This window comes from Rhizobium sp. EC-SD404 (genome assembly GCF_902498825.1).
Taxonomy (GTDB): Bacteria; Pseudomonadota; Alphaproteobacteria; order Rhizobiales; family Rhizobiaceae; genus Georhizobium.
Genome location: NZ_LR701459.1, coordinates 23,487 through 49,371, shown reverse-complemented (window position 1 = coordinate 49,371; position 25,885 = coordinate 23,487). Strand labels below are relative to the sequence as shown.

The window sequence follows — 25,885 nt, the reverse complement described above, 5'->3', positions numbered from 1 at the left end:
CACCGCATCCTCATTTGGTCCGCACCAATTCAGATTTGGTTCAGTGAACCTTCTGCCTGTCGAATTGGCAAGACCAAATTTTGCGCATGGATGCTGGCGGTTTGAGCAGTGGGGAGCCGAAAACCACGGGAGGGAGAACGTGATCGAAGCCAAAGTCCTCTGATCGGACCCCAGGAACATTGGACGCATTGGGATGATTTCCAGGCCGACCGCTTATGGCAGTCGGCCTGGAAAAACAGCATTTGGGCCGCCGACGAATTGAGAACCGGTCGGTTCTCATGCGCTCCGTTGCCGGTCCAAGCGAGGTGTCTACTATTTAGTTGCAGCCAACTTCCGCTCGTCGTTCGAGGCGTTCTTCTGTCCCTCGCCCTTGGCGAAAGATGACGTAGCGGGAATGCCTTGGTAGCCGGAAATCGACTTGGCGCTCGCCATTCCCGGAGCGTCCGACTTACCGCCGACCAAATCACGCGTGGCCTTCTCGATCCTGTCGCCGATATCTTGGTCGACGTTGCGCCAGTAATTGAATGCGCGTTGCAAGATCGGTTCGCTGACTCCATTGGCGAGATGGCCTGCGACGTTTCCAACGAAGCGTTCGCGCTGCGCATCGTCCATGACCTCGCGAACGAGTGCGCCGGGCTGGCTCCAATCGTCGTCCCCCTCGCGAAGGGTGTACGCGGAGCGGACCATATCTCCGTCGGCCATCCATGTCGCCTCTCCGCCGACTTCCGGCTGTGCGCCCGGGCCGCCGTAGGAATTGGGAGCGTAAACGGGATCGAGTGCGTTCACTGTCCGGCCACGTCCGGCGCGCGAGTAGGAGTGCACCTCCGCCGCCTTCGCCTGGTTGACGGGGATCTGCTTGTAGTTGACCCCCAGCCGAGCGCGGTGCGCGTCGGCGTAAGAGAAGCCGCGCGCCAGAAGCATCTTGTCGGGGCTGAGGCCGATGCCGGGCACCATGTTGTTGGGCTCGAACGCCAGCTGCTCGATCTGGGTGTCCCAATCCTCTGGGTTGGTATCGAGCGTCAGCTTGCCGACCTCGATCAGCGGATAATCGTCATGCGGCCATGTCTTGGTCAGGTCGAACGGGTTGATGCGGTAGGTCTTGGCGTCGTCGAACGGCATCACCTGGAATTTCAGCGTCCAGCTTGGGAATTCGCCTTTCGAGATATGATCGAACAGGTCGCGGCGGTGATAGTCGCCATCCTGCCCGGCCATCTTGTCCGCCTGGTCCTGCGTCATGTGCGCGTTGCCATCACCCAGATCGGTGTGGAAGTGCCATTTGACCCAGAACTTCTCGCCCGCTTCGTTGATGAGCATGTAGGTGTGGCTGCCGTAGCCGTTCATCTCACGCCAGTTCTTGGGCACGCCGCGATCGCCCATCAGATACGTGACCTGGTGCGCGCTTTCCGGGCTGAGCGTCCAGAAGTCCCACTGCATGTCATGATCGCGCAGGCCATTGTCGGCCCGGCGCTTCTGGCTGCGGATGAAGTGCTGGAACTTCATCGGGTCGCGAATGAAGAAGATCGGCGTGTTGTTGCCGACCATGTCGAAATTGCCGTCTTCCGTGTAGAACTTTACCGAGAACCCGCGGGGGTCCCGCCAGGTGTCGGGACTTCCCCGCTCGCCCGCCACGGTGGAAAAGCGGACCGCTGTTTCGACCTTGGCACCGAGTTGAAGGAATTTCGCCTTGGTGAATTTGCTGACGTCCGCCGTCACTTCGAAATGGCCGAACGCTCCACTTCCCTTGGCGTGGGGCTGCCGTTCGGGAATGCGCTCGCGATTGAAGTTTGCCATCTGCTCGATCAGATAGTGATCGTTGAGCACGATCGGGCCGTCGCGCCCGATGGAAAGTGAATGCTCGTCGCTTTGAACCGGAATACCGGCATCGGTTGTCGTGCGGGGGGCGAATGTTTTGTCGGCCAATATCGTGCCCTCAGGTTATGTTTTGGGATAAGTAGTTCAAACGGCAGTTGGAGCAGCTGGTTCCGTTCCCACGAACGAAACGCACCACCTCGGATCGGACACGGCTTCGACACCTTGCATCAATTCGGCAGGGACGAGGCCTCACCGCTCCGTCTGCGATTTGGGCATTCCGTCTCATCAAGCGATGTCGTCGATAGGTCCGTGTTGGGCGTGCGTGATCGTGCGCTCTTCGAGCCGAACAGGGAAGCGATCAACGCCTGTGATGGGATCGCATACTGCCGTCGCTGGTCTCAAAATCGATTGCGCATGACAAAGATCGAAAGTCTCGGCGTCCGCGGGTCGGGGATGCGATGGCTGGTGCGATCTTGCGCGACAGAGGACAAACGGCGGCAAATGGTTGGCCGGCTTGACCAAATGGAGAACCACATATCCTTCCCACACTGAATTAAAAGGCTAAATGGCAGTCTTCGGGGTTGGAAGCGGCATGTCGGCTTTAGGCCGAGATAGCAGATGGCGTTTCGCCCAAGATCGAGTCTTAACGAGAACTGTCCTCACTCAGTAGTTGGCCGACGCATGTTGGGCCGAACCCCGTACCACAGCCAGCAGAGCACCGTTCTGCATGTCCACTCTGACCGCCTCGTCAATTCTCATCACTACTGGTCCGCTTGATTCACAGCTTCTCGGATATGAGACGCACGCCAAACGCCGCCAGCACCGTCCCGATCGCCCGTTCAATCCAAATGCCGAAGCGCTCGTAAGCCGCTCGTGCCGGGCGCGAAGAAAACAGAACCATCACAAAGCCGTACCAAACGATCTCCAGCGCGAAGCCTCCTGCCAGGATCACGAGTTTCGCCCATACTGCAGTGTCTGGGGGCACAGCGACCGCATAAAGACCGATGAAGAATGCAATGCCTTTCGGGTTTGAGAGGTTGACGATCATGCCCATTCGCAGACCCCGAGATGCACTTGCGGGAGCAATGCCGCGCCCCGGCGCACTGGCGATAGGCTGAGTGTTCAACCAAGCCATTATGCCAAGATAGATGAGGTAGCATCCGCCGGCGATCTGGATAACGGTTGCGAGCCACCCAACCCGGGTTAAAGCCAAGCCCAGTCCTGTCATTGTGAGGATGTTGTAAAGGGTAGCAGCGATCGCCAAGCCGAAGGTCGCTCCGATGGCAGCCGGCCGGGCACCCGAGATGGAAAGCCGAGAAATCAACGCAAAGTTCGGGCCAGGACTCAACACAACAGCTGCATAGAGCCCAAGCGCGGTCAATATTGTGGAGAATTCCGCGCTCATAGCTGCTCCGATCTTGTAACCTTGTAAAGGCAACACCTTGGCCGATCAGCAAGTCTGTTACAATGTCTGCTCATGCCGCGGAATTTTTTGCCATTTGGATGGCAAAACTGGGCTCGATCCTAGCTGTCTAAAACCCGCTAGGCGGTCGCATTGCGCGAGGGAAGCTAGTCGGTGGCAAATGGCGGAGAGAGAGGGATTCGAACCCTCGAGACGGTTACCCGCCTACACGCGTTCCAGGCGTGCGCCTTCGACCACTCGGCCATCTCTCCGTTGCTGTCGGCAATGGCGAAGAACGCCGTATGCTGAAGCGTGATGCCTTTGGGGCACCTTCGGTTTTTCATCGCTTGAACGACGAGTTTTGGGGGGTCGCTTGGACCGTCCGAACCGGGCGGCACTATAGCCAAGACGGATTGCGGCACAAGGGGGCAAGGCCGGGTTTTGCGCCTTGCGGCAAAGAAATGCTGCGAGGTCGAAATAGGCTCTTTTTTGATACCAAACGTGTGTGGTTCAGCCGTCACAAAGCGCCTCTCCCCGGGAGAGCTCCGGCCAGTGCTTGCGGGCAGGCGAGCCGCATTCTATGACAGCGGCGTTGTTCGCAAGCTTCGCCATCGGGGGCGAAGCCGGCTCGGGGTCAGCATCTGATGCGCATCTTGCTCAGGATATTGGCATTGATCGCCTTGGTGCTCGGCGTGATGGCCGGCGCGATCGATGCGATCCAGTCGGTTGCGGCCGATGCGGTCGTGCTCACGCCATTGAGCGCCGCGTGGGAAGATGTGAGCCCGTCGACGCTCGCGGCGCTGGAAGGCGCCTTCGTCACCTATCTCCCGCAAGGCGCGGCATCGGTTGCCCTGCCGCTCTTCCTCGGTCAGCCGGCGTCCGTGGTGCTTCTGGTCTTCGCGTTCCTTATGCATCTTTTGGCCTATCGCCCGGCCAAGCGCCGCTTCAATCCGCGCTGAAACCTCCTATATCTTGGTGCAGAGGGCGCCGTTGCGCGCCAGTGACGCGGAGAATGAGGCGATGTTTCTTATCGACATGTTCAACAAGAAGACCGCGATGCCCGAGGCCGAGCGCGCGCTGCCAGGCCGTTCCGAACCCATCCCGACCGCCGAGACGCACTTCGTCAACGGCAAGCCGCTGAAGGGTCCCTATCCGGAAGGCCTTGAGCAGGCCTATTTCGGCATGGGCTGCTTCTGGGGCGTGGAACGGCTTTTCTGGAAGATGCCCGGCGTTTACGTGACGGCGTCCGGCTATGCTGGCGGCTTCACGCCTAACCCCACCTATCATGAGACGGTGACGGGCCAGACAGGCCATACCGAGGTCGTGCTCGTCGTTTTCGATCCCAAAATCATCGGTTATGATGATTTGCTGCGCGCTTTTTGGGAGGAGCACGATCCGACCCAGGGCATGCGTCAGGGCAACGATATCGGCACGACCTACCGTTCCGCGATCTACACGGTCGGGGACGCCCAAAACGAGGCCGCCAAAGCTTCGCGTGACGCCTATCAGCAGGCTCTCGCCAATTCCGGCTTGACGGCGAAGATCACCACCGAGATCGCTCCGGCGGGCACATTCTATTTCGCCGAGGACTACCATCAGCAATATCTCGCCAAGAACCCCGGTGGATATTGCAACCTGCGCGGCACCGGCGTCGACTGCGTCGGCGGCTGACCGTCTCGGTCCGCCATCGTCATCCGCACCAAGCCGCCCTCGTCCTGAGCCCGTCGAAGGAGAAGCGCGGTCCCGATGTCTGTCAGCGGCGCCTCTCCTGGGCGCCGCGAAACCGTTGCCGCAAAAATTATCCGACTGGTCAAATTCTGCGTGATTCTTCGTGGCCAGCATGCAAGGATCGCCGCAGAACGGGAACCCGGCACGAAGGCCGGCCCGTCGGGGCGCCCTGTCCGCCAAGGACCGGGGCTTGAAGCGACAACCGAAAAGACAAGCACAGGGTGAACGATAATGAAGCGCACGCTCATCAGCCTCTTTGCGCTCGCGGCCATGGCCTCGACCGCGATGGCGCAGGACGCAGACTTTACGCCGGCCATCATCTACGATCTCGGCGGCAAGTTCGACAAATCCTTCAATGAAGCCGCCTACACCGGGGCCGAGCAGTTCAAGACCGAGACCGGCGTCGAATACCGCGAATTCGAGATTCAGAACGACGCGCAACGTGAGCAGGCGCTTCGCCGCTTCATCCGCGACGGCAACAACCCGATCGTCATGGCTGGCTTCAACTGGGCAGCCGTGCTCGAGACCATCGCCGCTGAAAACCCCGAAACCGATTTCGCCATCATCGACGCCGTCGTCGATCTGCCGAACGTGCGCTCCGTGGTCTTCAAGGAACAGGAAGGCTCCTATCTGGTCGGCGTGCTCGCGGCGCTCGCGTCCGAATCCGGCACGGTGGGCTTCGTCGGTGGCATGGACGTGCCGCTCATCCGCCGCTTCGCTTGCGGCTATGTCGGCGGCGTGAAGGCGACGGCCGAAGGCGCGACCGTCATCGAAGCAATGACCGGTACGACGCCTGAAGCATGGAACGATCCTGTGCGCGGCGCGGAAATCACCCGTTCGCAGATCAGCCAGGGCGCGGATGTGGTCTATCACGCCGCCGGCGGCACCGGCGTTGGCGTGCTGCAGGCTGCGGCAGATGAAGGCGCTCTCGGCATCGGCGTCGATTCCAACCAGAACGCGCTGCATCCGGGCAACATGCTCACTTCGATGGTGAAGCGCGTCGACGTTGCCGTCTACGAGGCCTTCACCGATGCGATGAACGGCTCGTTCGACTACGGCGTCACCTCGCTCGGCCTTGCCGAAGACGGCGTCGCCTACGCGCTGGACGAGAACAACGCCGACCTCGTCACCGACGATATGGAAGCAGCCGTGGAAGAAGCCAAGGCTGGGATCATCGCCGGCGACATCGAAGTCCACGACTACATGTCGGATGACAGCTGTCCTTACTGATCATCGATGAATGGGAAAGGGCTCTTGCTTTTCCCTTCGCCGAGAAACGAAAAGGCCCCGGAATACGGGGCCTTTTTTGTAGGTGGCTGACGAATGTTCGGGCGTTGGCTTCTATGCTTCTCGGAACTCTTCCCATTGGCCGGCATTCGCTGCGCGCTTTCGCATGGGCGCGACCGGGGCGGCGTACGATGCCGCCGCACCGCGCGGCTGTGGGGCCCTTGAAACGGTCGTGGCCGTCTGTTCGGTCTTGAACTGACCGAGCAATCCGGCAAGCGTCACGGCGCGCTCGGCAAGCTGGTTGCTCACCGCACTCTGCTCTTCCACGCTTGCGGCGTTCTGTTGGGTGCTCTGGTCCAGTTGGTGCACGGCCTGGCCGATTTCACGGATGCCGATCGCCTGTTCACGGCTTGCCTCGACGATGGCCGACACGTTCTGATCGACATCGCGCACCCGCTCGACGATCCGCTCCAGCGCCTTGCCGGTCCGATCGACGAGTTCGACGCCTGATTTTACCTGCATCGACGACGTGCCGATCAGTGCCTTGATTTCTTTCGCGGCCTTTGCCGAGCGCTGCGCGAGTTCACGCACCTCCTGCGCCACGACCGCAAAACCGCGGCCGGCCTCGCCGGCACGTGCGGCCTCGACGCCGGCATTCAGCGCCAGCAAGTTGGTTTGGAAAGCGATTTCGTCGATGACGCTGATGATGTTGGAGATCTCGCGCGACGACTGCTCGATCTGGTCCATCGCTGCGACGGCATCCCGCACGATAAGCCCAGATTCTTCCGCCGACACGCGCGTCTCGCGCACGATTTCGCCGGCTTCCGAGGCGCGGCGACTGGCATCGCTCACCGTCTGTGTGATTTCCTCCAGCGCTGCGGATGTCTCTTCCAGCGCTGCAGCCTGCTGTTCCGTGCGCTTGGCGATGGAGCCGGAATTGTCCATCATTTCATTCGCCGTCTGGGCGATGTCCTGCGCATTCTCGGCGATCTCGCCGATCACCGCCGCAAGGCGGCCGACCGCCGTGTTGAAATCGGTGCGCGTGGTTTCCATCGAACGGTCGAGCGCGCTTGTCACCTGCGAGGTCAGATCGCCCTGGGCGAGGTCGCCGATCGCGACGCTCAGCGTGCTGACGGATCTCATCCGCTCGGTCACATCGGTGGCAAACTTCACCACCCGGTAAATCGCGCCGCGCGAATTGTGAACCGGATTGTATGTTGCTTGGATCCAGACCTCGGTGCCGTTCTTGCCGATCCGCTTGAACGTGTCCGAAAAGAACTCGCCGGCGCGGAGCCGGGTCCAGAAATTGTCATAGGCACCGCTCGTGACGAAATCCGGATCGCAGAAGATGCTGTGCTTCTTGCCGATGATCTCGTCATGCCCATAGCCGAGCGTCTTGCAGAAGCTTTCATTGGCATCGACGACCGTGCCGTCCGGCTCGAACTCGATCACCGCGACCGAACGCTCCAGCGCTCGCAAGAGGTTTTCGTTGTGCAGCGAAGCGACCTTGGTGCCGGTGATGTCGGCAGCGATTTTCACGATGCCCACGACCTTGCCGTTCGCGAAGACCGGATCGTAGGAGGCTTCGATCCAGACATCCTTGCCGGATTTCGAGATGCGACGGAACTGCCCGCGCTGCGCCTTGCCTGCGGCAAGGTCGCGCCAGAACTGGATGTACTCTGAGCTTTCGGTGATCGAGCGTTCGACGAACATCCGGTGGTGGTTGCCGACGATTTCATCCGACCGGTAACCGAGGGCGGTAAGAAAATTGTCGTTCGCGCCCTGGATCGAGCCATCCGGCCGGAACCAGATGATCGCATGCGAGGCGGATATGGCGGCGTATTGTTGTATTGCGCCTGAATTCGCAAAAGGAAGACGAAGCATCGATAACCCCGGCAGATAACACGCCCGAAGAATGCTGCTTGCAGTCTTAATAATCCCATACTTGGAGAGGGCAGAACTTCGCCATGCGCCAATGGCTACGCTTCATTGTAAGAAATCCGGAAATCCGGAAGAAATCAGAAAGAAACAAACCGAATCTTCAACAGATTAAACCGAAGGGCACCCAGGATGGATGCCCCTCGTGGTCTTCTCTATCCGCGCAGCGTGCCGCCGGTTGCCTTGGTGACGTTCTCGATCACCCGGCCGGTCAGGGCCTCGAGGTCTTCGTCCGTCAGCGTCCGGTCGATCGGCTGGATGGCGACTTCGATCGCGACCGATTTCCTGTCATCGCCGAGCGATGGTCCTTCGAACAGGTCGAACACCGTCACGCCCGCGATCAGCTTCTTGTCCGCCGCCGAGGCCGCCTTCAGGATGTCGGCGCTGCGCACGGCCTTGTCGACGACGAAGGCGAAGTCGCGCTTGACCGCCTGCAGCGGCGAGAGCGTCAATGCGGGCTTGGTGCGCGTCGGTTTGCGCTTGGGCTCGGGGATGGCGTCGACGAACACCTCGAAGCCGGCGAGCGCGCCGGAAACGTCGAGCGTTTCGAGGACCAGCGGGTGGAATTCCCCGAACGTGCCGAGCACCATCTTCGGACCGAGCTTGATCGTGCCTGAGCGTCCCGGGTGGTACCATGACGGACCGCCGGGCTCGATCTGCAGCTTGTCCACCGGCGCACCGGCCGCTTCCAGCACCGCGATCGCGTCGGCTTTCGCATCGAACACGCCGACGGGCTTGGCCGCACCGTCCCAGTGGCGCCCGGTGCCGGTGAAGCGTGCCGTGCCGCGACGAACGCCGCCTGCGACGCGGCGCTGATCGTTCGGCCCATCGCCTTCATAGGTGCCGGACACTTCGAAAAGCGCCACGTCGCCAATACCTCGGTCCGCATTGCGCTGGGCTGCAGCGATGAGGCCTGGCAGCAGCGAGGGACGCATGTCAGACATGTCGGCTGCGATCGGATTGGAAAGCTTCAGGGAAGGTTGTCCACCGCCGAAGGCCTTTGCATGGGCTTCGGGAATGAACGACCAGGTGACGGCTTCCAGCATGCCGCGTGCTGCCAGCGTCCGGCGCGCAAGACGCGTGCGGATTTGCAGCGTCGTCAGAATGCGGCCATTGACGGCGCCGTGGCTTTGAAGCGGCTGCGGGGCGATCTGGTCGACGCCCGTGATGCGCATCACTTCTTCGACGAGATCAGCCTTCCCATCGACGTCCGGCCGCCAGGTGGGCACCAGGACGTCCACCGTGTCGCCCGAGCCCTGAACCTCAAAGCCGAGACGCGTCAGGATGCCGGCGGCATCGTCCGTGCCGACGTCGATTCCTGTCAGCCGCTTCACCTCGGAGAAAGGGAAGCTGATGGTTTTGCGGCTCGGCGTCCGGTATCCGACGATTTCGGCTTCGCTCGGAGTGCCGCCGCAGATCTCGGTGACGAGCTGGGTGGCCAGCTCGAGGCCAGGGACCATGAATTCGGGGTCGACGCCACGCTCGAAGCGGTAGCGCGCATCCGTGATGATGCCGAGCGCACGGCCGGTCTTGGCGATGGTGATCGGGTCCCACAGCGCCGATTCGATCAGCACGTCGGTCGTCGTCTCGTCGCAGCCGGAATGCTCGCCGCCCATGATGCCGGCGAGGGATTCAACGCCATTGTCGTCGGCGATCACGCACATGGAGCTGTTCAATGTGTAGGTGCGCTCATCGAGCGCCAGCATCTGCTCGCCATCCGCCGCGCGCCGCACCACGAGGTCGCCTGCAACCTTCGCCGCATCGAAGACGTGCAGCGGCCGGCCCCGGTCGAAGGTGATGTAGTTGGTGATGTCGACCAGCGCATTGATCGGCCGAAGCCCGATGGCAAGCAGGCGTTTCTGCATCCAGGTGGGGCTCGGTCCGTTCTTCACGCCGCGCACCAGCCTGAGTGCGAAACCGGGACAAAGGTCGGGCGCATCGATGCGTACCTTCATCGGACATGCACCGTCGCCCTTTACCGTTGCGATCGCTGGCGTCTTCAGCGTCCCGAGACCGGCAGCGGCGAGATCGCGCGCGATGCCGGCTACGCCGGTCGCTTCCGGGTGGTTCGGCGTCAGGCCGATCTCGATGACCGGATCGTCTAGCCCCGCATAGCTGGCGAAGGTCGTTCCGACAGGCGCATCGAGCGGCAGGTCGATGATGCCGTCATGGGCATCCGACATTTCGAGCTCGCGCTCGGAGCACATCATGCCGCGGCTTTCCACGCCGCGGATCGTGCCCACTGCAAGCGTCGTGTCGATGCCGGGAACATAGGTGCCGGGCGCCGCGAAGGCGCCGACCAGGCCCGCCCGCGCATTCGGTGCGCCGCACACGACCTGCACCGGATCGCCGGCACCGATATCGACCATCAGCACGCGCAGCTTGTCGGCGTCGGGGTGCTTTTCCGCAGACAGTACCTTGGCGATCACGAAGGGCTTCAGGGCCGCCTTGTCGTCGACGCTTTCGACCTCAAGGCCGATAGCCGTCAGCGTCTCGACGATGCGCTCCAGAGTCGCATCCGTGTCGAGGTGGTCCTTCAACCAGGAGAGAGTGAATTTCATCGTTCGGGGTCCATCAAAGGAGAAATCAGCGTTCGGGCGGAAAGTCGTCGAAGCGCGGCAGATGATCGTCCATCACGACGAAGGGCATCTGCCGCTTGCTAAAGGCGTGGAATGTCGGCGGATGCGCTTCTGGATGGTCCATGAAGCCCAGCGCCAAATAGATGCGGCCGCCAAGCCGCTCGTCGCGATAGCCGATCTGGCTGCCGCAATCGCCGCAGAACAGCCGCTCTACGCCGCCGAAGCGGTAGGATTTCGGCGTGCCGAACCAGGTCAATTCGTCATCCATGAAGCCGACGAACGCCATGACGGGCGCCCCCGTCTGCTTGCGACAGTCGCGGCAATGACAATAGGCGCGCCGAAACGGCTCCGCATTCGTCTCCACCGCGACGCGCGCGCACCGGCATGATCCTGCGTGAGCCATGATCTATTCCGCCGCCACCGAAGGCGGAACGGCACCGGGTGCCCTGCGCCCCTGCAGCATGCCGTCAACCGAAAGGTCCTCGTCGACATCCGGCCAATGAATACCATCAAGCATGAGTTCGACATTGTTCCGCTGCGCAGGTGTTGCGTTGAGCAGGCGCGGATACCACCAGAGAGGTGTCGCCACATGACGACCGTCCTTCAGCTTGACGTGAAGGTCGTGAAGATCGCACCAAGCTTCGATCGGGCGATCCTTTTCGGGATAATCAGGCGAAGAACTCATTCCAGGCCTCCAGAAACTGGTCTTGGTGCTCGGCGACAATCTGCATGATACGCCGCATGTCAGGGTCGCTGAACCCGCCGCGTTTCGATATTTCGAGGTCTCGCAGCCATATCTTTGCGCGCAAGCCCTTGGCATCGACGTGAATATGAGGCGGCTCGTTCCAGTCGCCTGAAAAGAAGTGGAAACGAAATCCCGACTCGATCAGAACGGTCGGCATCCGCAATCATCCACTCAAACCGCCGAACAGCGTCGGCATGTCCAGCGGGCGGAAGCCGTAATGGTTGAGCCAGCGCACATCCGCGTCGAAGAAGGCGCGCAGATCCGGCATGCCGTATTTGAGCATCGCGATGCGGTCGATGCCCATGCCCCAGGCAAAGCCCTGATACTCGTCGGGATCCAGGCCGCCGGCCTTCAGCACATTCGGGTGCACCATCCCGCAGCCGAGGATTTCCATCCAGTCGGTACCTTCGCCGAACTTCACTTCGGTGCCGGAACGGTCGCACTGGATATCGACTTCCATGGATGGCTCGGTGAAGGGGAAGAAGGACGGCCGGAAGCGCATCTTCACCTGCGGCACTTCGAAGAACGCCTTGCAGAATTCCTCCAGCACCCACTTCATGTTGGCGATGTTGGCCGTCTTGTCGATGACGAGCCCTTCCACCTGGTGGAACATCGGCGAATGGGTCGCGTCGCTGTCCTGGCGATAGGTCTTGCCCGGGATGACGATGCGGATCGGCGGCTTTTGCGTCTCCATCGTGCGGATCTGCACGGGCGAGGTGTGCGTGCGCAGCACCTTCGCCTCCTGGCCGTCGGCGGCGTTCAGGAAGAACGTGTCGTGCATCTCGCGGGCCGGATGACCCTCGGGGAAGTTCAGCGCCGTGAAGTTGTAATAGTCCATCTCGATGTCCGGGCCTTCGGCGATCGAGAAGCCCATGTCGGCGAAGATCGCGGTGATCTCGTCGATCACCTGCGTGATCGGATGGATGCGGCCGATCTCCGTCGGCGAAGGCCTGACCGGCAGCGTCACGTCGAGCGTTTCGCGCGCAAGCCGCGCCTCGATGGCGGCCGCCTTCAGATGCTGCTTGCGCTCCGCAATGGCATCGGTCACGCGCGTCTTAAGCCCGTTGATCGCCGGGCCCATCGTCTGGCGCTCGTCCGCGCTCATTGCGCCGAGCGTCTTCAGTTTTTCGGAGATCGAGCCCTTCTTGCCGAGCGCCGCGACGCGCACGGCTTCGATAGCCTGTTCGTCCTCCGCTTCGGCGATCCGGGCAAGGATCGTCTCTTCCAATTCAACGATGTCGCTCATCCTGGGTCCTGCATGTTGGCGGCCGCTCGGGCCGTCCCTCGTCGGCGGGTCTTAAATCAGAAAGCGTTCCAGCCTCCAAGGGCTTCGATGAAGCAGGTGCGGCTGCTGACGCTGAAAACACGGCCATGGCCTTGAGAAACCGATCGAGGTCGCGCCCCCGGTGAACCTTCGCCATCGCGTTGGCGACCCGTTGCAGCGGATGGAAGAACGCTATGAACCGGTCGAGCGCGGCACGTGTGTCGGCAGGCGCCTCGGCGCGATAGGCGCAAAGCGCGCTCTGCGTCGTTTCTGCATCGCACGAAAGAGAAACGACGCCGAATTGGTAGAGAAAGGCATCGCGCGCCTGCGCGTCTGCAAGCGGCATCTCCGCTTCCGGCTCTTCCTCGAAATCCATGAAGCCCCAGTTCTTGCCGTCATGAAATATGTCGCGCGGATGCGGACGGCCGTGGCAAAGCCCCGCGCGGTGCGCCCGCGCCAACGTCTCGCCGCCGCCTCTGAGCAGCCGTCGGCGTTCCGCAGCAGAGCCGGCACTTTCGACCAGCGACAGCAGTGTCGACGGGCCATTGCGCAGCACCAGGATCGGCCCATTGCGGTAGACGAGGCCAGCTGTGATGAAGCCCGCGTGCCGAAACGCCGCCATCTTGCGCAACTCTCGATCGACCTGGGCGTCCGGGTTCAGCAATCTGGACGAACGGAGAAAAGGCTTCGGCATCAAGGGTGTCGTCCAACTGTGCATCCGCTTGCCGAGCGGCCGGCTTTCGGCGTCGTATCGCTTGATCCACACCGTCTAGTCGTCGGCCAAGGCATGGCTCACGCGCCTGCCACGCGACGAGGCGAGCAACGCTAGAAGGTCGCGCAGACCTTCCGGCGAAATTTCATCCTCGGCGCGGTCGTCACGCATCGTTCTGCATGCTCCAAAACGAAAGAACCCGCGCCGGTCAGCCAGCGCGGGTTCCTTCAGGCGAATGATATCGTGAAGGCGCTGGCTTAGCGGACAGCGCTTTCAAATGCGTTCGGTGTCGTGTCTTTCAGGTACTCGAGTGCCTTCTTGGCAGCAGCAACCAGCGCGCCGAAAGCTTCGGGCTCGTGGATTGCCATATCGGAAAGTACCTTGCGGTCGACTTCGATGCCGGACTTGGTCAGGCCATCGATGAAGCGGCCGTAGGTCAGGCCGTGCTCGCGAACGGCTGCGTTGATGCGCTGGACCCAGAGAGCGCGGAAATTGCGCTTCCGGTTCTTGCGGTCGCGATATGCGTACTGCATCGAGCGATCGACGGCAGCCTTTGCCGCGCGGATCGTGTTCTTGCGGCGGCCGTAAAAGCCTTTTGCCTTCTTCAGGACTTTCTTGTGCTTGGCGTGCGAAGTGACGCCTCTTTTCACGCGTGCCATGGTGTGATCTCCTTAAATCTCGGTCGGGGCGAAGGTCTCAGAGACCGTTCGGCAGGAACTTCTTGACGATCTTGGCGTCGGCGTCCGAAAGGACCATCGTGCCGCGTGCGTCGCGAATGAACTTGTTCGACCGCTTGATCATGCCATGGCGCTTGCCGGCAGCAGCTGCGAGAACCTTGCCGGAACCCGTGATCTTGAACCGCTTTTTGGCGGATGCCTTCGTCTTCATCTTGGGCATTTTGCTCTCCTTTGAAAGGCCTCCGACCAGCATCGCCGCCCGGGCCTCATGATGTCGCGTCTCCCGCTGGATACCTGCCGAAACAGACGAGGACCGGGTTCGCCATCGCGAGATGGCTGACCAAGACCCATGCGGAACGCTTGGTTGGTGATCTGCGCGGACCGGAGACGACCCGGTTTCACGCAAGCATTCGGAACAGGCACGGCATGCCCTGCCGGACTGTTCGGACGCGGCCATATACCGGGAGTATCGCCGGGATGCAAGGGCTTGCGCCCTTTTTGAAAATAGAAGGGCTCGCGCTCTTTGTGTGACGGAAGCCGCCGACCTCTTTGTCGCGATGCCGCCGCCCGTGTCCTTTCCAAGAACACAGAGTTCGCTCGTCGGTCAAAGTGAATCCTGGCATTCGATCGTGCGCGACCTATGTGAGGCTGGCAAACGCGGCATCCTCCCAATTCAGCCGCACGATATGATTGAAGGAACCAGACCCTATGGCAGACACGCTGTTTACGCCCGTCCAGCTTGGCAAATTGAATGTCCCGAACCGCATTTTCATGGCGCCGCTGACGCGCAACCGCGCGAAATCCGATGGAACGCCGAATGCTATGGCGGAGATCTATTACGGCCAGCGCGCCTCTGCCGGTCTCCTGATTTCTGAAGCGACGCAGATTTCGCCCTACGGCAAGGGTTACATCGATACGCCCGGCATCTACACCGACGAGCATGTGGCCGCATGGCGCGGCATTACGGACGCGGTCCATGCCAATGGCGGCCGCATCTTCTGCCAGCTCTGGCATGTGGGTCGCATCAGCCATTCTTCGCTCCTGCCGAACAATGACGCGCCGGTCTCCTCGACCGATGTCGCAGCCAATGCCAAGACCTTCACGGCCAACGGTTTCGAAGCAACGTCCAAGCCCCGTGCCCTGGCGCTCGGCGAAATCCCGCAATTGATCGAGGATTATGCCCACGCTGCCAAGCGTGCGATCGAAGCCGGCTTCGACGGCGTCGAAGTGCACTCGGCCAATGGCTATCTGCTCGACCAGTTCTTGCAGGACGGCATCAACAAGCGCGACGACGTCTATGGCGGTTCGATCGAGAACCGTACGCGCCTGACGCTCGAAGTGGTGGATCGCGTCGCCAAGGAAATCGGTGCCGATCGCACCGGCATCCGCCTGTCCCCGCGCGGACAGGCCAACGATATCACCGATAGCAATCCTGAAGCGCTGTTCAGCGCGCTTTACAAGGCGCTCGACCAGCGCAAGCTCGCCTATCTCCACATTGTCGAGCGTTTCGGCTCGGGCACGGATGGCGAGGATCTGATCGCCAAGCTGCGTCCGAACTGGACTGGCTTCTACATCGCCAACGGTGCCTACGATGCCGAAAGCTCGGCCAAGGTTGTGGCGGACGGCTACGCCCATGCGGTTGCGATCGGCAAGCCCTTCATCGCCAACCCGGATCTGCCGGAACGCTTCCGCACCGGCGCGCCATTGAACGCGCAGGACACCGACACCTTCTATGGCGGCGGCGCGAAGGGATACATCGATTATCCGTTCGCGACGCTCGAACGCGAAAAGGCCGCCTGATCTCGCGGCAGCGCATATCGTCCAATGATGGAAGGGCGTCGCGAAAGCGGCGCCCTTTTTTTGTCCGGGCTAATAAAGTTGAAGCGCCACGGGCAGCACGCCGCTCGACTGTAGCCACTCGACGATCTCGAGCGCAGGCATCGCGACGAAGAAGACCATGCCGTCGATAAGCGTGCGGTAGAGCCGCGCCGGTTGCACCACGAGTCTGTCTTCATTGACGACGCGCAGCGTGCGCGGCAAGAACCTCGGCACCGCACTCAGATAGGCGCGATAGGGCTCGCCGAAAGCCGGCAGCAGGAACCGCTCTTCGCGCAGGATTACCACGTTGAATGCCAGCGCGCAGCCGATCAGGAAAACGAACGCGACGATCAAGCTCCCCGTCTGCGCGCCAACGCCGAACGCTGCGATCGACGAAAACAGATAGAGCGGGTTGCGGCTGATCGAATAGGGGCCTGCCGTCACGATTGCGTAGGCCTTGCTGCCGCCGATATAGAGCGTGCACCACATGCGGCCGAGAATGCCTGCAGCGATCGTGCCGATCCCGATGGCTTCGACGAATTCATGCCCTTCCTCGCCCCATGCGGAGCGAACGAAGAGCAGGGCGATCACCAATGCGGCGATGATCAGCGCTAGCACAAGCCGCCGCATGCGCTGAAAGTTCTGGAGCTTGCCGCGTTCTTCCGTGGTGTTGTCCATCGATTGCCCGCCCAACGATTCGACGCGGACTCTAAGCCCCGCCGGTTCCCTAAACAAAAAAGCTCCCCGGGCCATCCGGCACGGGGAGCTTGAACGGGCCAACCCGCTGGATCAGCGCGGTGACAGAACCATCATCATCTGTCGGCCTTCGAGCTTGGGTTCGGCTTCGACCTTTGCGATCTCCGCCGTCTGCTCCTTGACCTTCTGGAGGAGCCGCATGCCGAGTTCCTGGTGCGCCATTTCGCGACCACGGAAACGCAGCGTCACCTTGACCTTGTCGCCTTCTTCGAAAAAGCGGTTCATTGCGCGCATCTTCACGTCATAGTCGTGCGTGTCGATGTTCGGGCGCATCTTGATTTCTTTGACCTCGACGGTCTTCTGCTTCTTGCGCGCCTCGGCGGCCTTTTTCTGCTTTTCGTATTTCAGTTTGCCAAGATCCTGCACCTTGCAGACGGGAGGCTCGGCATTGGGTGAGATTTCGACGAGGTCTAGGCCGGCTTCCGCCGCGATCTCCAGCGCCTCAGTGATGGGCACTATTCCGCGGTTACCGCCTTCGGCATCGATCAACTGAACATGGCTTGCCCGGATTTCCTCATTGGCCCGCGGTCCATCCTTGGTTGGCGGCGGCGCTCTGAACGGTCTGCGAATGGTCGTGTTCTCCTCGAACTGTTGAACCTGTGGCTGAATGTACTGCGAAGACGAAATCGCTTGAATTGCCCGCAATGTCGTTATCGCTTGCGTTGAGTCAATAGCACGCCCAGTCAGAAATAGCATCCACGCGCGGTGATTCTGCCGGCAATTGCCCCGAAAATGCCACCAGCAAGGAAATGAATATGCAGGAGCATACATCGAACGGACTGGAACTTGTCGTCGGCGAGGGCGGTGAGGCGCGCACGATCGCTGTCGCCTTCCGGCCTGGGCTTGGCGGCCACCATCGCCCCGGCCTCGTGTGGCTCGGTGGCTACCGGTCCGACATGAGCGGCACCAAGGCGCTCGAACTCGATGCCTATGCCGCGCGCGAAGGGCTCGAATGCCTCCGCTTCGATTATTCGGGCCATGGAGCATCGGGCGGGGCGTTCGAGGACGGTACGATATCGCGCTGGCTGGAAGAGGCGCTTGCCGTCTTCGACACGCATACGACCGGCCCGCAAATCCTGGTCGGCTCGTCCATGGGCGGCTGGATCGCGCTTCTTATCGCAAAGACCTTGAAGCAGCGCGGCGATGCCGGCCGTCTCGCCGGCATGCTGCTTCTCGCACCCGCGCCGGATTTCACGTCCGAACTCATCGAGCCCGGCTTGACCGATGCGCAGCGCACGGATCTCGCCCAAAAAGGCCGCTTCGAGGAGCCGACGCCCTATGGCCCGGACCCGAACGTCTATACGCGTGGACTGATCGAGGATGGCCGCACGAACAGCGTTCTCAAAGGTGTCATCGATACCGGGTGTCCCGTCACCATCATTCAGGGAATGCAGGACCCGGACGTGCCCTATGCCCACGCCCTGCGGCTGATGGAGCATCTTCCGGCGGACGACGTCGTCCTCACGCTGGTGCGCGATGGCGACCATCGTCTGTCGCGCCCCGCCGACATCGGACGCATGCTGAAAGCGCTCAACGATCTCATCGCCGGCAGCCACTGACCTGCTGCCATCGATCTGCTGCCATTGACCGGCGATCACGAATTGACGCGTCGGAGTACTGTAGCGCCGAAGACACAATAAGGCCCGGCTGGTAACCATAACCGCAATCGCGGGGGTTGGCCCGATTGACTTTGCATCATCACCAATTTTAACTGTTTGTTAACGATGATGCTGAGGCGGGGCGACCAACGGTGCTGACGATTGCGAGAATTGGAGCGGCCATTGCCTTGGCGGGCTTCGCTTCCCTGGCCTTGCCGTCGGCAAACGCCGAGGCCGAGCCGTCCCGGTCGATGATCACCGGTCCTTTGACCTCACAGCCTATCGGTCACTACGACTTTTGTCGCCGTCATTATTCGGAGTGCGCTGTTCGCACTACGGCAAGCCGCGCACCGGACATCACCGATTATGGCTGGGATGTCGTGCAGGAAGTGAATCTGGCGGTGAACAGCACGATCGTGCCCCGCACCGATGCCGAAATGCACGGCATCGAAGAGCTCTGGTCCTATCCCGATCTCGAAGGCGACTGCGAAGATTACGTCCTCCTGAAGCGCCTGATGTTGATGGAACGCGGCTTTTCCGCCTCCGATCTCCTCATCACCGTCGTTCGCAAAGCCGACGGCGAAGGCCACGCCGTGCTCACGCTGCGGACCTCGCAGGGTGACTATGTGCTCGACAACCTCTCCGACGAGGTCCATCTCTGGAGCGAAACCTCCTACGTCTTCCTGAAGCGCCAGGCGTCCTTCCACACGGGCCGCTGGGTATCGATCGAAAACTCCACCGACGTTCTGGTCGGCGCGCTGCAGTAGTCGGTACGTCGAAGGTTGGTCGGGGCGAGGAATGCGCCCCTCAAAACGCCGACGCCATAGGCTCCACAACTATCTGCTTGATTTCGAAAGCGTTTACGAAACGTTGACGGCTGAGCGCCTATAGTGGTCGCCGTATTCTTTCCAGCGACGATTTGTCACCGAAACTGTCGTCGATAGGTGGAACCAAACCAAGCGGCTGGTGTTTGTCGAGTACCAATCCCAAGGCGGCACAACCAAAATGAGCAATGTTCGTGGGCTGCGTCTCGAAAACGTCGTCCTTCACCAGATACAAACGAGCCCGAACCGGCGTCTTCTCGCCGGGATGGACTCGTTCCGCGTTCCGGAGGGAACTCCCGACGCAATGGTGGATTTGCTCCGCAGGATGGACGCTGCCGAAATGGCCGTCGCCCAGAACGGCTTCAACCGCAACCGTCATTCCTGAAACTGATCGCCAATACCCTCAGATGAGCGGCGCCGCCGCTTTGCGAACGCGAGCGATATCGTCGGCGCTGGTCAGGATGGTCTCTGCCCTATCCAGCGATACACGCGAAATCTGCCGTGCTGAGGCGCCGAACAGCGACTCGTCCATAGCGGCCAGCGCGGCTAGCGATTTTTGGATCTTGACCTGAACCTCGAACTTGTCGGCCCCGTCACGGGCGACAGGCGTGAAGAGATGGTCCAGGAATTCCGCGATCGGCACCCGTGTCATCCGGATATGGCGGTATTCCGGAACGTCGGCCGCGTCGTCGACTTTGTCGGAGCACAAGGCAATCAGGCGGACTCCTCGGCTCAGAACGTCGATGGCCGTCCCGGGATCGTTGATGCCAGGCGAGAGCGCGCGCGAAGCGATCTCGGACAGTACCGCAAGGCCGAACAGAGGGTCTTCCTCGAATGTCCGTTCGCGACCGATAGTGAAAACCGCACGCACCTCGTCTGCATCGATGCTTCCCGAAGCGACGGCGACCAGCGGCTCTGCCTTGTGAACGAACGTGCCGGGTCGCGCCAAAACGGTCACGGTCGCCCCGGCGTCGGCGGCAATCGTTTCCAGTTGCTGCATGTCGATGTGGCCGACATAGCCGATCTCATCGGCAAGAATAACGCTCTCGCTCTCCGACACGATGTCGTCGGCGATTTCGACGGCGCCCATGGTCGGGGCGCGGTGATAGACGCGCAACGCATCCTGGGTCGCCAGCTCCACCGTCCTCGTCGTTTCATTCACCCGTCCAAGTCGCGTCAGATGGTCGATCCAGCGCAGCAATGCGGCAATGACGATGATGATGACGAGGATCGTCACGACGAAGAGGACAACCCGGCCGCCGCCGCCATAGGCCTCCATCGACAAGACGATGATGCCGACGAGGCTGTAGAGGAACGTGCCGATGAAGGTCGCGAGCACGGAATGGGTGGTCGTATCCGCCATCAACAGGCGCGTGGCGCGCGGCGTCACGTCCTGCGTGGAAGCGGTGAAGGCGGTCACCATCGTCGTCAGCGAGAACGTGGTGATCGTCAGCATGCTCGTCGCAAGGATGTTCAGGATCGTGTCGATCGCGCCCGCGCCGACGGCATCCTCGATCCCATCGGGAATGAACGGATCGAGAATGATGGCCGCGAAGGCCGTGATCACACCGAGAATGGAATAGAGAACCGCACGTACCCAGAGACGCTCGAACAGGCGCCTCAGCTTCCATTGCCATTTCCGCATTGCGTCTGCCGTCTCTCGTCACCCGGCACAGCCGGACTGATCATGGAAGTACTTTTACGATCGTCATCATCTGCACCGGCGAAATCGCATCTGCAAGCAGTATGGCGGTCGGATTGATGTGCGGTGACAACGAAGTGGTCTAGAGGCGGGACTTCAGCCAGTCATTGGCACTGGATTTCAGGTGGCGGCTGGCCCAGTGGCTGCCGGCGCGCATCTGCGCGATGAAGATGGCATCCACGTCGTCCATGAAGGCATGGACCCAGTCCCGCAACTCCGTCGCGTCCTTGTCCACGTCGAGCGCCCAGAGCCCATCGATCAGCTTCACGCCGCCTTCTCGATCCATCGCCTCCTGCAACTGGTCATAGGGCCGTTCCGTGCGGCCTTCGTAGCCGATGAGATAGATCGCCATTCTCGTCCTCCACGTTCCATGGCCCGGCATGAGCATAACCCGAAGCCGGGCTGCCAGAAAGCATGTCGGCCTTGATCGAGATCATAGGAAACCGAGTGGAGCTGTGCGACATTCTCGCCGTGCGACAGTATCGACACTGGCGCGTTCGGCCGCATCGCTTACTTTCCAAAGTGCGGCGAGGAGAGAAAGACAAACGAGAGAAGACAATGGACGCCTTAATCCTGTCTCGCATGCAGTTCGCTGCGAACATCTCATTCCATATCCTCTTTCCCACCATCACGATCGCGCTCGGCTGGGTGCTGCTGTTCTTCAAGTGGCGCTACGAGCGCACCGGCGATGACGCCTGGATGAAGGCCTATTTCTTCTGGGTAAAAGTCTTTGCGCTCTCCTTCGCACTCGGTGTCGTTTCCGGCATCACGATGAGTTTCCAGTTCGGCACCAACTGGCCGGGCTTCATGGAAACCGTGGGCAATGTCGCGGGCCCGCTGCTCGCTTACGAGGTGCTGACGGCGTTCTTCCTCGAGGCGGTGTTCCTGGGCATCATGCTCTTCGGCTTCTCCCGCGTGTCGAGCCGCATCCACACCACGGCAACCTTCCTTGTGGCGTTCGGCACCACCATGTCCGCCTTCTGGATCATCGCGCTGAACTCGTGGATGCACACGCCGCAGGGCTTTGAGATGCGCGATGGCGTGGCGCATGCCACCGACTGGTTCGGCATCATCTTCAATCCGTCGATGCCCTACCGCTTCGTGCACATGCTGCTCGCCTCGGGCCTCACCGTCTCCTTCCTCATGGCCGGTCTGTCGGCACTGCGCTGGCTTTATGGCGACCGTTCCGAGCCCATGTACAAGGCGCTGCGCACCGGCGTTTATCTCGGTGCGATCCTGATCCCGGTGCAGATCTTTGCCGGCGACATGCACGGCCTGAACACGCTGGAGCACCAGCCGCAGAAGGTGGCGGCCATGGAAGCGAACTGGGAAACGCGGGGCAACGTGCCGCTCGTCCTCTTCGCGCTGCCGGATGAGGAAGCCCGTGAGAACCGCTACGAGATTGGTGTCCCGAGTGGCGCCTCGCTCATCCTCAAGCATCATGCCGATGGTGTCGTGCCCGGCCTCAACGATTTCGTCGCCGAGGATGGCACGCCCGAGCACCCGCCGGTGCTGCCTCTCTTCGTGTCGTTCCGCGTCATGGTCGGCGTCGGCATGCTGATGCTGGTCGTCTCCTGGGCGGCCGCCTGGATGCTGTGGCGCCGCGACGACATCAACAGGCCGATGGCCTTTGTCCTCGCCGGCATGGCGTTCTCGGGCTGGATCGCGACGCTCGCCGGCTGGTACACGACGGAAATCGGGCGCCAACCCTGGCTCGTCTCGGGCGTCGTGACGACCGCCGAAGCCGTCGCCCCCGTGCCCGGCGCCCACGTGGCCCTCACCTTCGCCACCTACATGGCGCTCTACGCGGTGCTGATCGTCGTCTACCTGACGGTGCTCTACAAGCTCGCGATCCGAGCCCACTATGGGAATATCGAAACCGATCCGGATCCGCGCGGCGACAGCGTGTCCATGGGCAAGGCTGCAGGCGAAGCCATGCAAGCCGCGGAATAGGCGTGGACCAAATGTTCGGCTACGAACCTGACGTCATCCTCCCGCTGATCTTCGCTGGCCTGATGGGGATTTCGATTCTCGTCTACGTCATCCTGGACGGGTTCGATCTCGGCATCGGCATCCTGTCCGTCTTCGGGACCGATGACGAAAAGGACGTAATGATAGCCTCGATCGGCCCGTTCTGGGATGCGAACGAAACCTGGCTCGTACTCTCCATCGGGCTTCTGCTGGTCGCGTTTCCGATCGCGCACGGCATTATCCTGACGGCGCTGTATCTCCCCGTCTTCGTCCTGCTGGTCGGCCTTGTCCTGCGCGGCATCGCCTTCGACTTCCGTTCGAAGGTCAGCGCGCAATCGAAGTGGATGTGGAACCTCCTGTTCTTCATCGGCTCCATCATGTCGTCGCTGTCGCAGGGATACATGCTCGGCATCTACGTTCTGGGGCTTGATATCAGCTGGGCGTCTGCAGGCTTCGCCGCGCTCGTCGGCCTGTGCCTCGCGGCCTCCTATGCCGCGGTCGGCGCATCCTGGCTGATTTACAAGACCGAGGGTCAACTGCAGGTAAAAGCCGTCACCTGGATGCGCCTGTGCCTGATGCTGACCGCAGCCGGCATGGCATTGATCTCCATCGCGACGCCTTTCGCCTCGACCCGAATCTTCGATAAATGGTTCACGACGCCGGAAATCTACCTGCTGGCACCGTTGCCGCTTTTGACCGGCGCCGTCTTCGCCGGCCTCTGGTTCCTCACGGCCAAGCTCCCGCGGCCGGACGATTCCTACGCGCTGGTTCCGTTCCTGGCGATGGCGACGATCTTCACGCTCGGTTTTGCGGGCCTTGCCTACTCGTTCTACCCCTTCATCGTGCCGGACCAGTTGACGATTTACGAGGCGGCCAGCGCGCCGGAAAGCCTGATGATCATCCTCGTCGGCACGGCGATCGTCTTGCCCACGATCGGCGGCTACACGATCCTCGCCTACCGCATCTTCCGGGGTAAGGCGACGGAACTGAAATACGACTGACAGGCCCCTCGGCCTGCATCGAAGCGCGAACCTATCGGTGCACGTCGGTCAACGCTCGGTCGCCTCAGTGCCGCGCGGTCACTCGGGCAGGGCGGCGAGGAATGCACGCACCACGCGGGCCGAGTTGTCCGACGCGATCTGCATGAACGTCGCCATCTCGTTCTCGCCGGCACCGCCACCGGCGAGGTCCGACACCGATCGAAACGCAATGAACGGCACGTCGTTGGCATAGGCGACGTGCGCGACGGCGGCACTTTCCATATCGAGCACGTTGGCGCCGAAGGTCTCGAAGACATAGGCGCGGAAGGCACCGTTATCGACGAAGGCCTGGCCTGACACGCCGCTGCCGCCCACGCGAATGGTCGGCTGCTGGCTGAGGCAGGTGTCGTCGCCGGTGCAGAGTTGCAGAGTCACCGCGTCGGCGACCTGCCGTGCCGTCTCGAACAGTGCGCCATCGACCGGAAACCAGAAATGCTCCTCGACTTCGCCGCCTGCGCGCGCGACATCCACCTCGCGCGGGAAGATCATCCCGTAATTCGGAAACGGCGTCTCGATGAAGCCTGGCGGCGTAAAGCCCTCGTCCGTCTCGCGCGCGAACACCGCTTCCAGATATTGCGCCCAGCGCTCCGGCACGACGACGTCTCCGATCGATTGCTGCGGATCGACGCCGCCGGCGATACCTGAGAAGACCATTTCGCTCAGGTTGAAGTGATCGATCGCGATCTGTGTCGTCATCGCCGCGTTCACCATGCTGACGCCACTCAAAAACAGCACGACGCGGCGTCCTTCGATGCGTCCCGTGATGAATTCGACCCCGGCGATCTCATGCTCTTCGCGCTCGATCAGTGCTTCCTGCAGCGCAAGCCACTCCGGCTCGAACGCGGAGACGACGGCCGTGCGCGGTGCCTCGTCGAGGGTCGGGGCTTCCTGCGCCAGAGCGGCGCTGGACGGCAGCGCGGCCAGCGCGATGACCGAGCACGAGAGGGCGAGGGCGGTGCGCAAGGCAGAATTCACGGTGGAACGCTCCGAAAAATGAGTGTGCAGTGGGGACAAGCGGCTCATGCCAACACAACCCGTAACGCCGCCACAACGCAAGTCGATCCCGAACGATCACCCATTCTTCAGGTTGGGCGCCGTCTCCCGAGGCATTACTTTGGTATGCTTGCGACGAAACGGGCCGATCGTCTCGCCCTGTCAGCCGATCACGCCGCCATGCTCGTCCGTTCTGCCATCACGCGGTAGGAAATCGCTTCCGCCAAATGAATGCGGCTGACGGAAGGCTTGCCATCGAGGTCGGCCAGGGTGCGGGCGACCTTGAGAATGCGGTGATAGGCACGGGCCGAGAAAGCCATGCGCTCGGCGGCCTCGGACAGAAGCGCCCGCCCGGCAACGTCGATCGCCGCGACGGTTTCGACGAGCGCGGTCGGACACTGCGCGTTGGCGGTCACACCCGCGACACCGAGCTCGCTGTAGCGTAGGCGCTGCAGTTCACGCGCCCGAGCCACCCGTTCTGCAACGGTCGCGCTCGTCTCGGCGACAGTCGGCCGGATGAGATCGGCTGCCGAAACGGCGGGCACATCGATGCGGATGTCGATCCGGTCCATCAACGGGCCGGAGATGCGCGCCTGGTAGTCGCTCGCGCAGCGCGGTCCGCGCGCGCAGCTATGTCCCGGCTCACCCGCCATGCCGCAGCGGCAGGGGTTCATCGCGGCGACCAGTTGAATGCGCGCAGGATAGCTGATCCGGTGGTTGGCCCGGGCGATCACGCACTGGCCGGTTTCAAGCGGCTGGCGCAGGCTGTCCAAAACCTGTGGGGTGAATTCCGGAAATTCGTCGAGAAACAGCACGCCGTGATGGGCAAGCGACATTTCGCCGGGGCGGGCCTTGAACCCGCCACCCACCATTGCCGCCATGGACGCCGAGTGATGCGGCGCGCGAAACGGCCGCCGATCGGCCAGCTTGCCGCCGGCCAGCTTGCCCGCGATCGAATGCACCATGGAGACTTCCAGCAGTTCCGCAGGTGGAAGTGGCGGCAGGATGGATGGCAGACGTTCCGCGAGCATGGACTTGCCGGAACCGGGAGGCCCGACCATCAGGAAATTGTGGCAATTTAAATCAAAAGTGGTATGAG

At 61.7% G+C, this 25,885-nt stretch carries 25 protein-coding genes, 1 tRNA gene and 1 pseudogene; 9 read left to right on the top strand and 18 right to left on the bottom strand.

Features of this window, described 5'->3' with window-relative positions; genetic code table 11:
- Positions 1 to 312: 312 nt before the first annotated feature.
- From GC125_RS01320 to GC125_RS01310, 3 genes are all read right to left on the bottom strand, one after another.
- Complete coding sequence (locus GC125_RS01320) at positions 313 to 1,920, bottom strand: catalase (protein WP_286165318.1); 1,608 nt, start codon at positions 1,918 to 1,920, stop codon at positions 313 to 315.
- Positions 1,921 to 2,590: 670 nt separating this feature from the next.
- The gene (locus tag GC125_RS01315; RefSeq protein WP_151983401.1) at positions 2,591 to 3,217 is read right to left on the bottom strand and encodes a LysE family translocator; all 627 of its coding nucleotides are present in this window, start codon (positions 3,215 to 3,217) and stop codon (positions 2,591 to 2,593) included.
- Positions 3,218 to 3,396: 179 nt separating this feature from the next.
- Positions 3,397 to 3,486 (bottom strand) — tRNA-Ser (locus GC125_RS01310).
- Between the two features lie 372 nt (positions 3,487 to 3,858).
- Between GC125_RS01310 and GC125_RS01305 the strand changes: the two genes are divergently transcribed.
- From GC125_RS01305 to GC125_RS01295, 3 genes are all read left to right on the top strand, one after another.
- Positions 3,859 to 4,173, top strand: a complete 315-nt coding sequence (locus GC125_RS01305) for a hypothetical protein (protein WP_151983399.1) — start codon at positions 3,859 to 3,861, stop codon at positions 4,171 to 4,173.
- Positions 4,174 to 4,234: 61 nt separating this feature from the next.
- Positions 4,235 to 4,885: a peptide-methionine (S)-S-oxide reductase MsrA gene (gene msrA / locus GC125_RS01300; RefSeq protein ID WP_151983397.1), complete on the top strand. Its 651-nt coding sequence runs from the start codon at positions 4,235 to 4,237 to the stop codon at positions 4,883 to 4,885.
- Positions 4,886 to 5,173: 288 nt separating this feature from the next.
- Positions 5,174 to 6,172: a BMP family lipoprotein gene (locus GC125_RS01295; RefSeq protein WP_151983395.1), complete on the top strand. Its 999-nt coding sequence runs from the start codon at positions 5,174 to 5,176 to the stop codon at positions 6,170 to 6,172.
- A 111-nt stretch (positions 6,173 to 6,283) separates the two neighbouring features.
- Here GC125_RS01295 and GC125_RS01290 read toward each other — a convergent pair whose 3' ends face one another.
- From GC125_RS01290 to rpmI, 9 genes are all read right to left on the bottom strand, one after another.
- Positions 6,284 to 8,053, bottom strand: coding sequence for a methyl-accepting chemotaxis protein (locus GC125_RS01290; protein ID WP_151983393.1), 1,770 nt, complete (start codon positions 8,051 to 8,053; stop codon positions 6,284 to 6,286).
- 209 nt (positions 8,054 to 8,262) lie between these two features.
- On the bottom strand, positions 8,263 to 10,668 hold the full coding sequence (gene pheT / locus GC125_RS01285; RefSeq protein WP_151983392.1) for a phenylalanine--tRNA ligase subunit beta: 2,406 nt from the start codon (positions 10,666 to 10,668) through the stop codon (positions 8,263 to 8,265).
- A gap of 25 nt (positions 10,669 to 10,693) precedes the next feature.
- Positions 10,694 to 11,089, bottom strand: coding sequence for a GFA family protein (locus tag GC125_RS01280; RefSeq protein ID WP_151983390.1), 396 nt, complete (start codon positions 11,087 to 11,089; stop codon positions 10,694 to 10,696).
- Between the two features lie 3 nt (positions 11,090 to 11,092).
- Entirely contained in the window at positions 11,093 to 11,371 is a 279-nt protein-coding gene (locus GC125_RS01275; protein ID WP_151983388.1) for a DUF2442 domain-containing protein, read from the bottom strand.
- On the bottom strand, positions 11,355 to 11,588 hold the full coding sequence (locus tag GC125_RS01270) for a DUF4160 domain-containing protein (protein WP_151983386.1): 234 nt from the start codon (positions 11,586 to 11,588) through the stop codon (positions 11,355 to 11,357). The genes GC125_RS01275 and GC125_RS01270 overlap by 17 nt, the downstream gene beginning before the upstream one ends.
- A 6-nt stretch (positions 11,589 to 11,594) precedes the next feature.
- Positions 11,595 to 12,677, bottom strand: coding sequence for a phenylalanine--tRNA ligase subunit alpha (pheS, locus tag GC125_RS01265; protein ID WP_151983384.1), 1,083 nt, complete (start codon positions 12,675 to 12,677; stop codon positions 11,595 to 11,597).
- Complete coding sequence (locus GC125_RS01260; protein WP_151983382.1) at positions 12,661 to 13,389, bottom strand: BUD32 family EKC/KEOPS complex subunit; 729 nt, start codon at positions 13,387 to 13,389, stop codon at positions 12,661 to 12,663. The genes pheS and GC125_RS01260 overlap by 17 nt, the downstream gene beginning before the upstream one ends.
- 275 nt (positions 13,390 to 13,664) lie before the next feature.
- Complete coding sequence (gene rplT, locus GC125_RS01255; protein WP_126007109.1) at positions 13,665 to 14,066, bottom strand: 50S ribosomal protein L20; 402 nt, start codon at positions 14,064 to 14,066, stop codon at positions 13,665 to 13,667.
- A 37-nt stretch (positions 14,067 to 14,103) separates the two neighbouring features.
- Positions 14,104 to 14,304: a 50S ribosomal protein L35 gene (gene rpmI, locus GC125_RS01250; RefSeq protein WP_126007107.1), complete on the bottom strand. Its 201-nt coding sequence runs from the start codon at positions 14,302 to 14,304 to the stop codon at positions 14,104 to 14,106.
- A 488-nt stretch (positions 14,305 to 14,792) separates the two neighbouring features.
- Here rpmI and GC125_RS01245 point away from each other — a divergent pair, with 488 nt between their 5' ends.
- Positions 14,793 to 15,884 (top strand): alkene reductase, encoded by a 1,092-nt coding sequence (locus GC125_RS01245; protein WP_151983381.1) that lies wholly within the window; start codon positions 14,793 to 14,795, stop codon positions 15,882 to 15,884.
- A gap of 69 nt (positions 15,885 to 15,953) precedes the next feature.
- Here GC125_RS01245 and GC125_RS01240 read toward each other — a convergent pair whose 3' ends face one another.
- Complete coding sequence (locus GC125_RS01240; protein WP_151983380.1) at positions 15,954 to 16,580, bottom strand: methyltransferase family protein; 627 nt, start codon at positions 16,578 to 16,580, stop codon at positions 15,954 to 15,956.
- A gap of 111 nt (positions 16,581 to 16,691) precedes the next feature.
- Positions 16,692 to 17,228, bottom strand: coding sequence for a translation initiation factor IF-3 (gene infC, locus GC125_RS01235; RefSeq protein WP_199864662.1), 537 nt, complete (start codon positions 17,226 to 17,228; stop codon positions 16,692 to 16,694).
- A gap of 185 nt (positions 17,229 to 17,413) precedes the next feature.
- On the opposite strand from infC, the gene GC125_RS01230 reads away from it, so the two are divergent.
- The 3 genes from GC125_RS01230 to GC125_RS01220 all read left to right on the top strand — a co-directional run bounded on the left by GC125_RS01230 (position 17,414) and on the right by GC125_RS01220 (position 19,465).
- A complete protein-coding gene (locus tag GC125_RS01230; RefSeq protein WP_151983378.1) occupies positions 17,414 to 18,217 on the top strand; it encodes an alpha/beta hydrolase in 804 nt (267 codons plus the stop codon).
- Between the two features lie 194 nt (positions 18,218 to 18,411).
- On the top strand, positions 18,412 to 19,023 hold the full coding sequence (locus tag GC125_RS01225; protein ID WP_502706080.1) for a transglutaminase-like cysteine peptidase: 612 nt from the start codon (positions 18,412 to 18,414) through the stop codon (positions 19,021 to 19,023).
- 238 nt (positions 19,024 to 19,261) lie between these two features.
- Positions 19,262 to 19,465 carry a hypothetical protein gene (locus GC125_RS01220; protein WP_151983377.1) on the top strand — a complete coding sequence of 68 codons (204 nt, stop codon included), beginning with the start codon at positions 19,262 to 19,264 and terminating at the stop codon, positions 19,463 to 19,465.
- A gap of 18 nt (positions 19,466 to 19,483) precedes the next feature.
- Here the strand turns inward: GC125_RS01220 and GC125_RS01215 are convergent, their stop codons facing one another.
- Both GC125_RS01215 and GC125_RS01210 read right to left on the bottom strand, forming a co-directional pair.
- Positions 19,484 to 20,725 carry a DUF2254 domain-containing protein gene (locus tag GC125_RS01215; protein WP_151983376.1) on the bottom strand — a complete coding sequence of 414 codons (1,242 nt, stop codon included), beginning with the start codon at positions 20,723 to 20,725 and terminating at the stop codon, positions 19,484 to 19,486.
- A 139-nt stretch (positions 20,726 to 20,864) separates the two neighbouring features.
- A complete protein-coding gene (locus tag GC125_RS01210; RefSeq protein WP_151983375.1) occupies positions 20,865 to 21,134 on the bottom strand; it encodes a hypothetical protein in 270 nt (89 codons plus the stop codon).
- Positions 21,135 to 21,340: 206 nt separating this feature from the next.
- Between GC125_RS01210 and GC125_RS01205 the strand changes: the two genes are divergently transcribed.
- A complete protein-coding gene (locus tag GC125_RS01205; RefSeq protein ID WP_151983374.1) occupies positions 21,341 to 22,735 on the top strand; it encodes a cytochrome ubiquinol oxidase subunit I in 1,395 nt (464 codons plus the stop codon).
- An 11-nt stretch (positions 22,736 to 22,746) separates the two neighbouring features.
- Positions 22,747 to 23,754: a cytochrome d ubiquinol oxidase subunit II gene (locus GC125_RS01200; RefSeq protein WP_151983373.1), complete on the top strand. Its 1,008-nt coding sequence runs from the start codon at positions 22,747 to 22,749 to the stop codon at positions 23,752 to 23,754.
- A gap of 78 nt (positions 23,755 to 23,832) precedes the next feature.
- Here GC125_RS01200 and GC125_RS01195 read toward each other — a convergent pair whose 3' ends face one another.
- Both GC125_RS01195 and GC125_RS01190 read right to left on the bottom strand, forming a co-directional pair.
- A complete protein-coding gene (locus GC125_RS01195; protein WP_286165316.1) occupies positions 23,833 to 24,768 on the bottom strand; it encodes a 5'-methylthioadenosine/S-adenosylhomocysteine nucleosidase in 936 nt (311 codons plus the stop codon).
- A gap of 188 nt (positions 24,769 to 24,956) precedes the next feature.
- Positions 24,957 to 25,859, bottom strand: a pseudogene (locus GC125_RS01190) (YifB family Mg chelatase-like AAA ATPase); the annotation flags it as partial.
- Positions 25,860 to 25,885 lie beyond the last annotated feature (26 nt).

What these genes read in the sequence shown, in the direction of transcription:
- GC125_RS01305 (WP_151983399.1), top strand. Translation starts at nt 3,859, where the DNA reads ATGCGCATCTTGCTCAGGATATTGGCATTGATCGCCTTGGTGCTCGGC.
- GC125_RS01290 (WP_151983393.1), bottom strand. Translation starts at nt 8,053, where the DNA reads ATGCTTCGTCTTCCTTTTGCGAATTCAGGCGCAATACAACAATACGCC.
- GC125_RS01200 (WP_151983373.1), top strand. Translation starts at nt 22,747, where the DNA reads ATGTTCGGCTACGAACCTGACGTCATCCTCCCGCTGATCTTCGCTGGC.
- rplT (WP_126007109.1), bottom strand. Translation starts at nt 14,066, where the DNA reads ATGGCACGCGTGAAAAGAGGCGTCACTTCGCACGCCAAGCACAAGAAA.
- GC125_RS01280 (WP_151983390.1), bottom strand. Translation starts at nt 11,089, where the DNA reads ATGGCTCACGCAGGATCATGCCGGTGCGCGCGCGTCGCGGTGGAGACG.
- GC125_RS01220 (WP_151983377.1), top strand. Translation starts at nt 19,262, where the DNA reads ATGAGCAATGTTCGTGGGCTGCGTCTCGAAAACGTCGTCCTTCACCAG.
- GC125_RS01215 (WP_151983376.1), bottom strand. Translation starts at nt 20,725, where the DNA reads ATGCGGAAATGGCAATGGAAGCTGAGGCGCCTGTTCGAGCGTCTCTGG.
- pheS (WP_151983384.1), bottom strand. Translation starts at nt 12,677, where the DNA reads ATGAGCGACATCGTTGAATTGGAAGAGACGATCCTTGCCCGGATCGCC.
- pheT (WP_151983392.1), bottom strand. Translation starts at nt 10,668, where the DNA reads ATGAAATTCACTCTCTCCTGGTTGAAGGACCACCTCGACACGGATGCG.
- rpmI (WP_126007107.1), bottom strand. Translation starts at nt 14,304, where the DNA reads ATGCCCAAGATGAAGACGAAGGCATCCGCCAAAAAGCGGTTCAAGATC.
- GC125_RS01260 (WP_151983382.1), bottom strand. Translation starts at nt 13,389, where the DNA reads ATGCCGAAGCCTTTTCTCCGTTCGTCCAGATTGCTGAACCCGGACGCC.
- GC125_RS01230 (WP_151983378.1), top strand. Translation starts at nt 17,414, where the DNA reads ATGCAGGAGCATACATCGAACGGACTGGAACTTGTCGTCGGCGAGGGC.
- GC125_RS01295 (WP_151983395.1), top strand. Translation starts at nt 5,174, where the DNA reads ATGAAGCGCACGCTCATCAGCCTCTTTGCGCTCGCGGCCATGGCCTCG.
- GC125_RS01270 (WP_151983386.1), bottom strand. Translation starts at nt 11,588, where the DNA reads ATGCCGACCGTTCTGATCGAGTCGGGATTTCGTTTCCACTTCTTTTCA.
- msrA (WP_151983397.1), top strand. Translation starts at nt 4,235, where the DNA reads ATGTTTCTTATCGACATGTTCAACAAGAAGACCGCGATGCCCGAGGCC.
- GC125_RS01245 (WP_151983381.1), top strand. Translation starts at nt 14,793, where the DNA reads ATGGCAGACACGCTGTTTACGCCCGTCCAGCTTGGCAAATTGAATGTC.
- GC125_RS01205 (WP_151983374.1), top strand. Translation starts at nt 21,341, where the DNA reads ATGGACGCCTTAATCCTGTCTCGCATGCAGTTCGCTGCGAACATCTCA.
- GC125_RS01275 (WP_151983388.1), bottom strand. Translation starts at nt 11,371, where the DNA reads ATGAGTTCTTCGCCTGATTATCCCGAAAAGGATCGCCCGATCGAAGCT.
- GC125_RS01315 (WP_151983401.1), bottom strand. Translation starts at nt 3,217, where the DNA reads ATGAGCGCGGAATTCTCCACAATATTGACCGCGCTTGGGCTCTATGCA.
- GC125_RS01210 (WP_151983375.1), bottom strand. Translation starts at nt 21,134, where the DNA reads ATGGCGATCTATCTCATCGGCTACGAAGGCCGCACGGAACGGCCCTAT.
- GC125_RS01240 (WP_151983380.1), bottom strand. Translation starts at nt 16,580, where the DNA reads ATGGACAACACCACGGAAGAACGCGGCAAGCTCCAGAACTTTCAGCGC.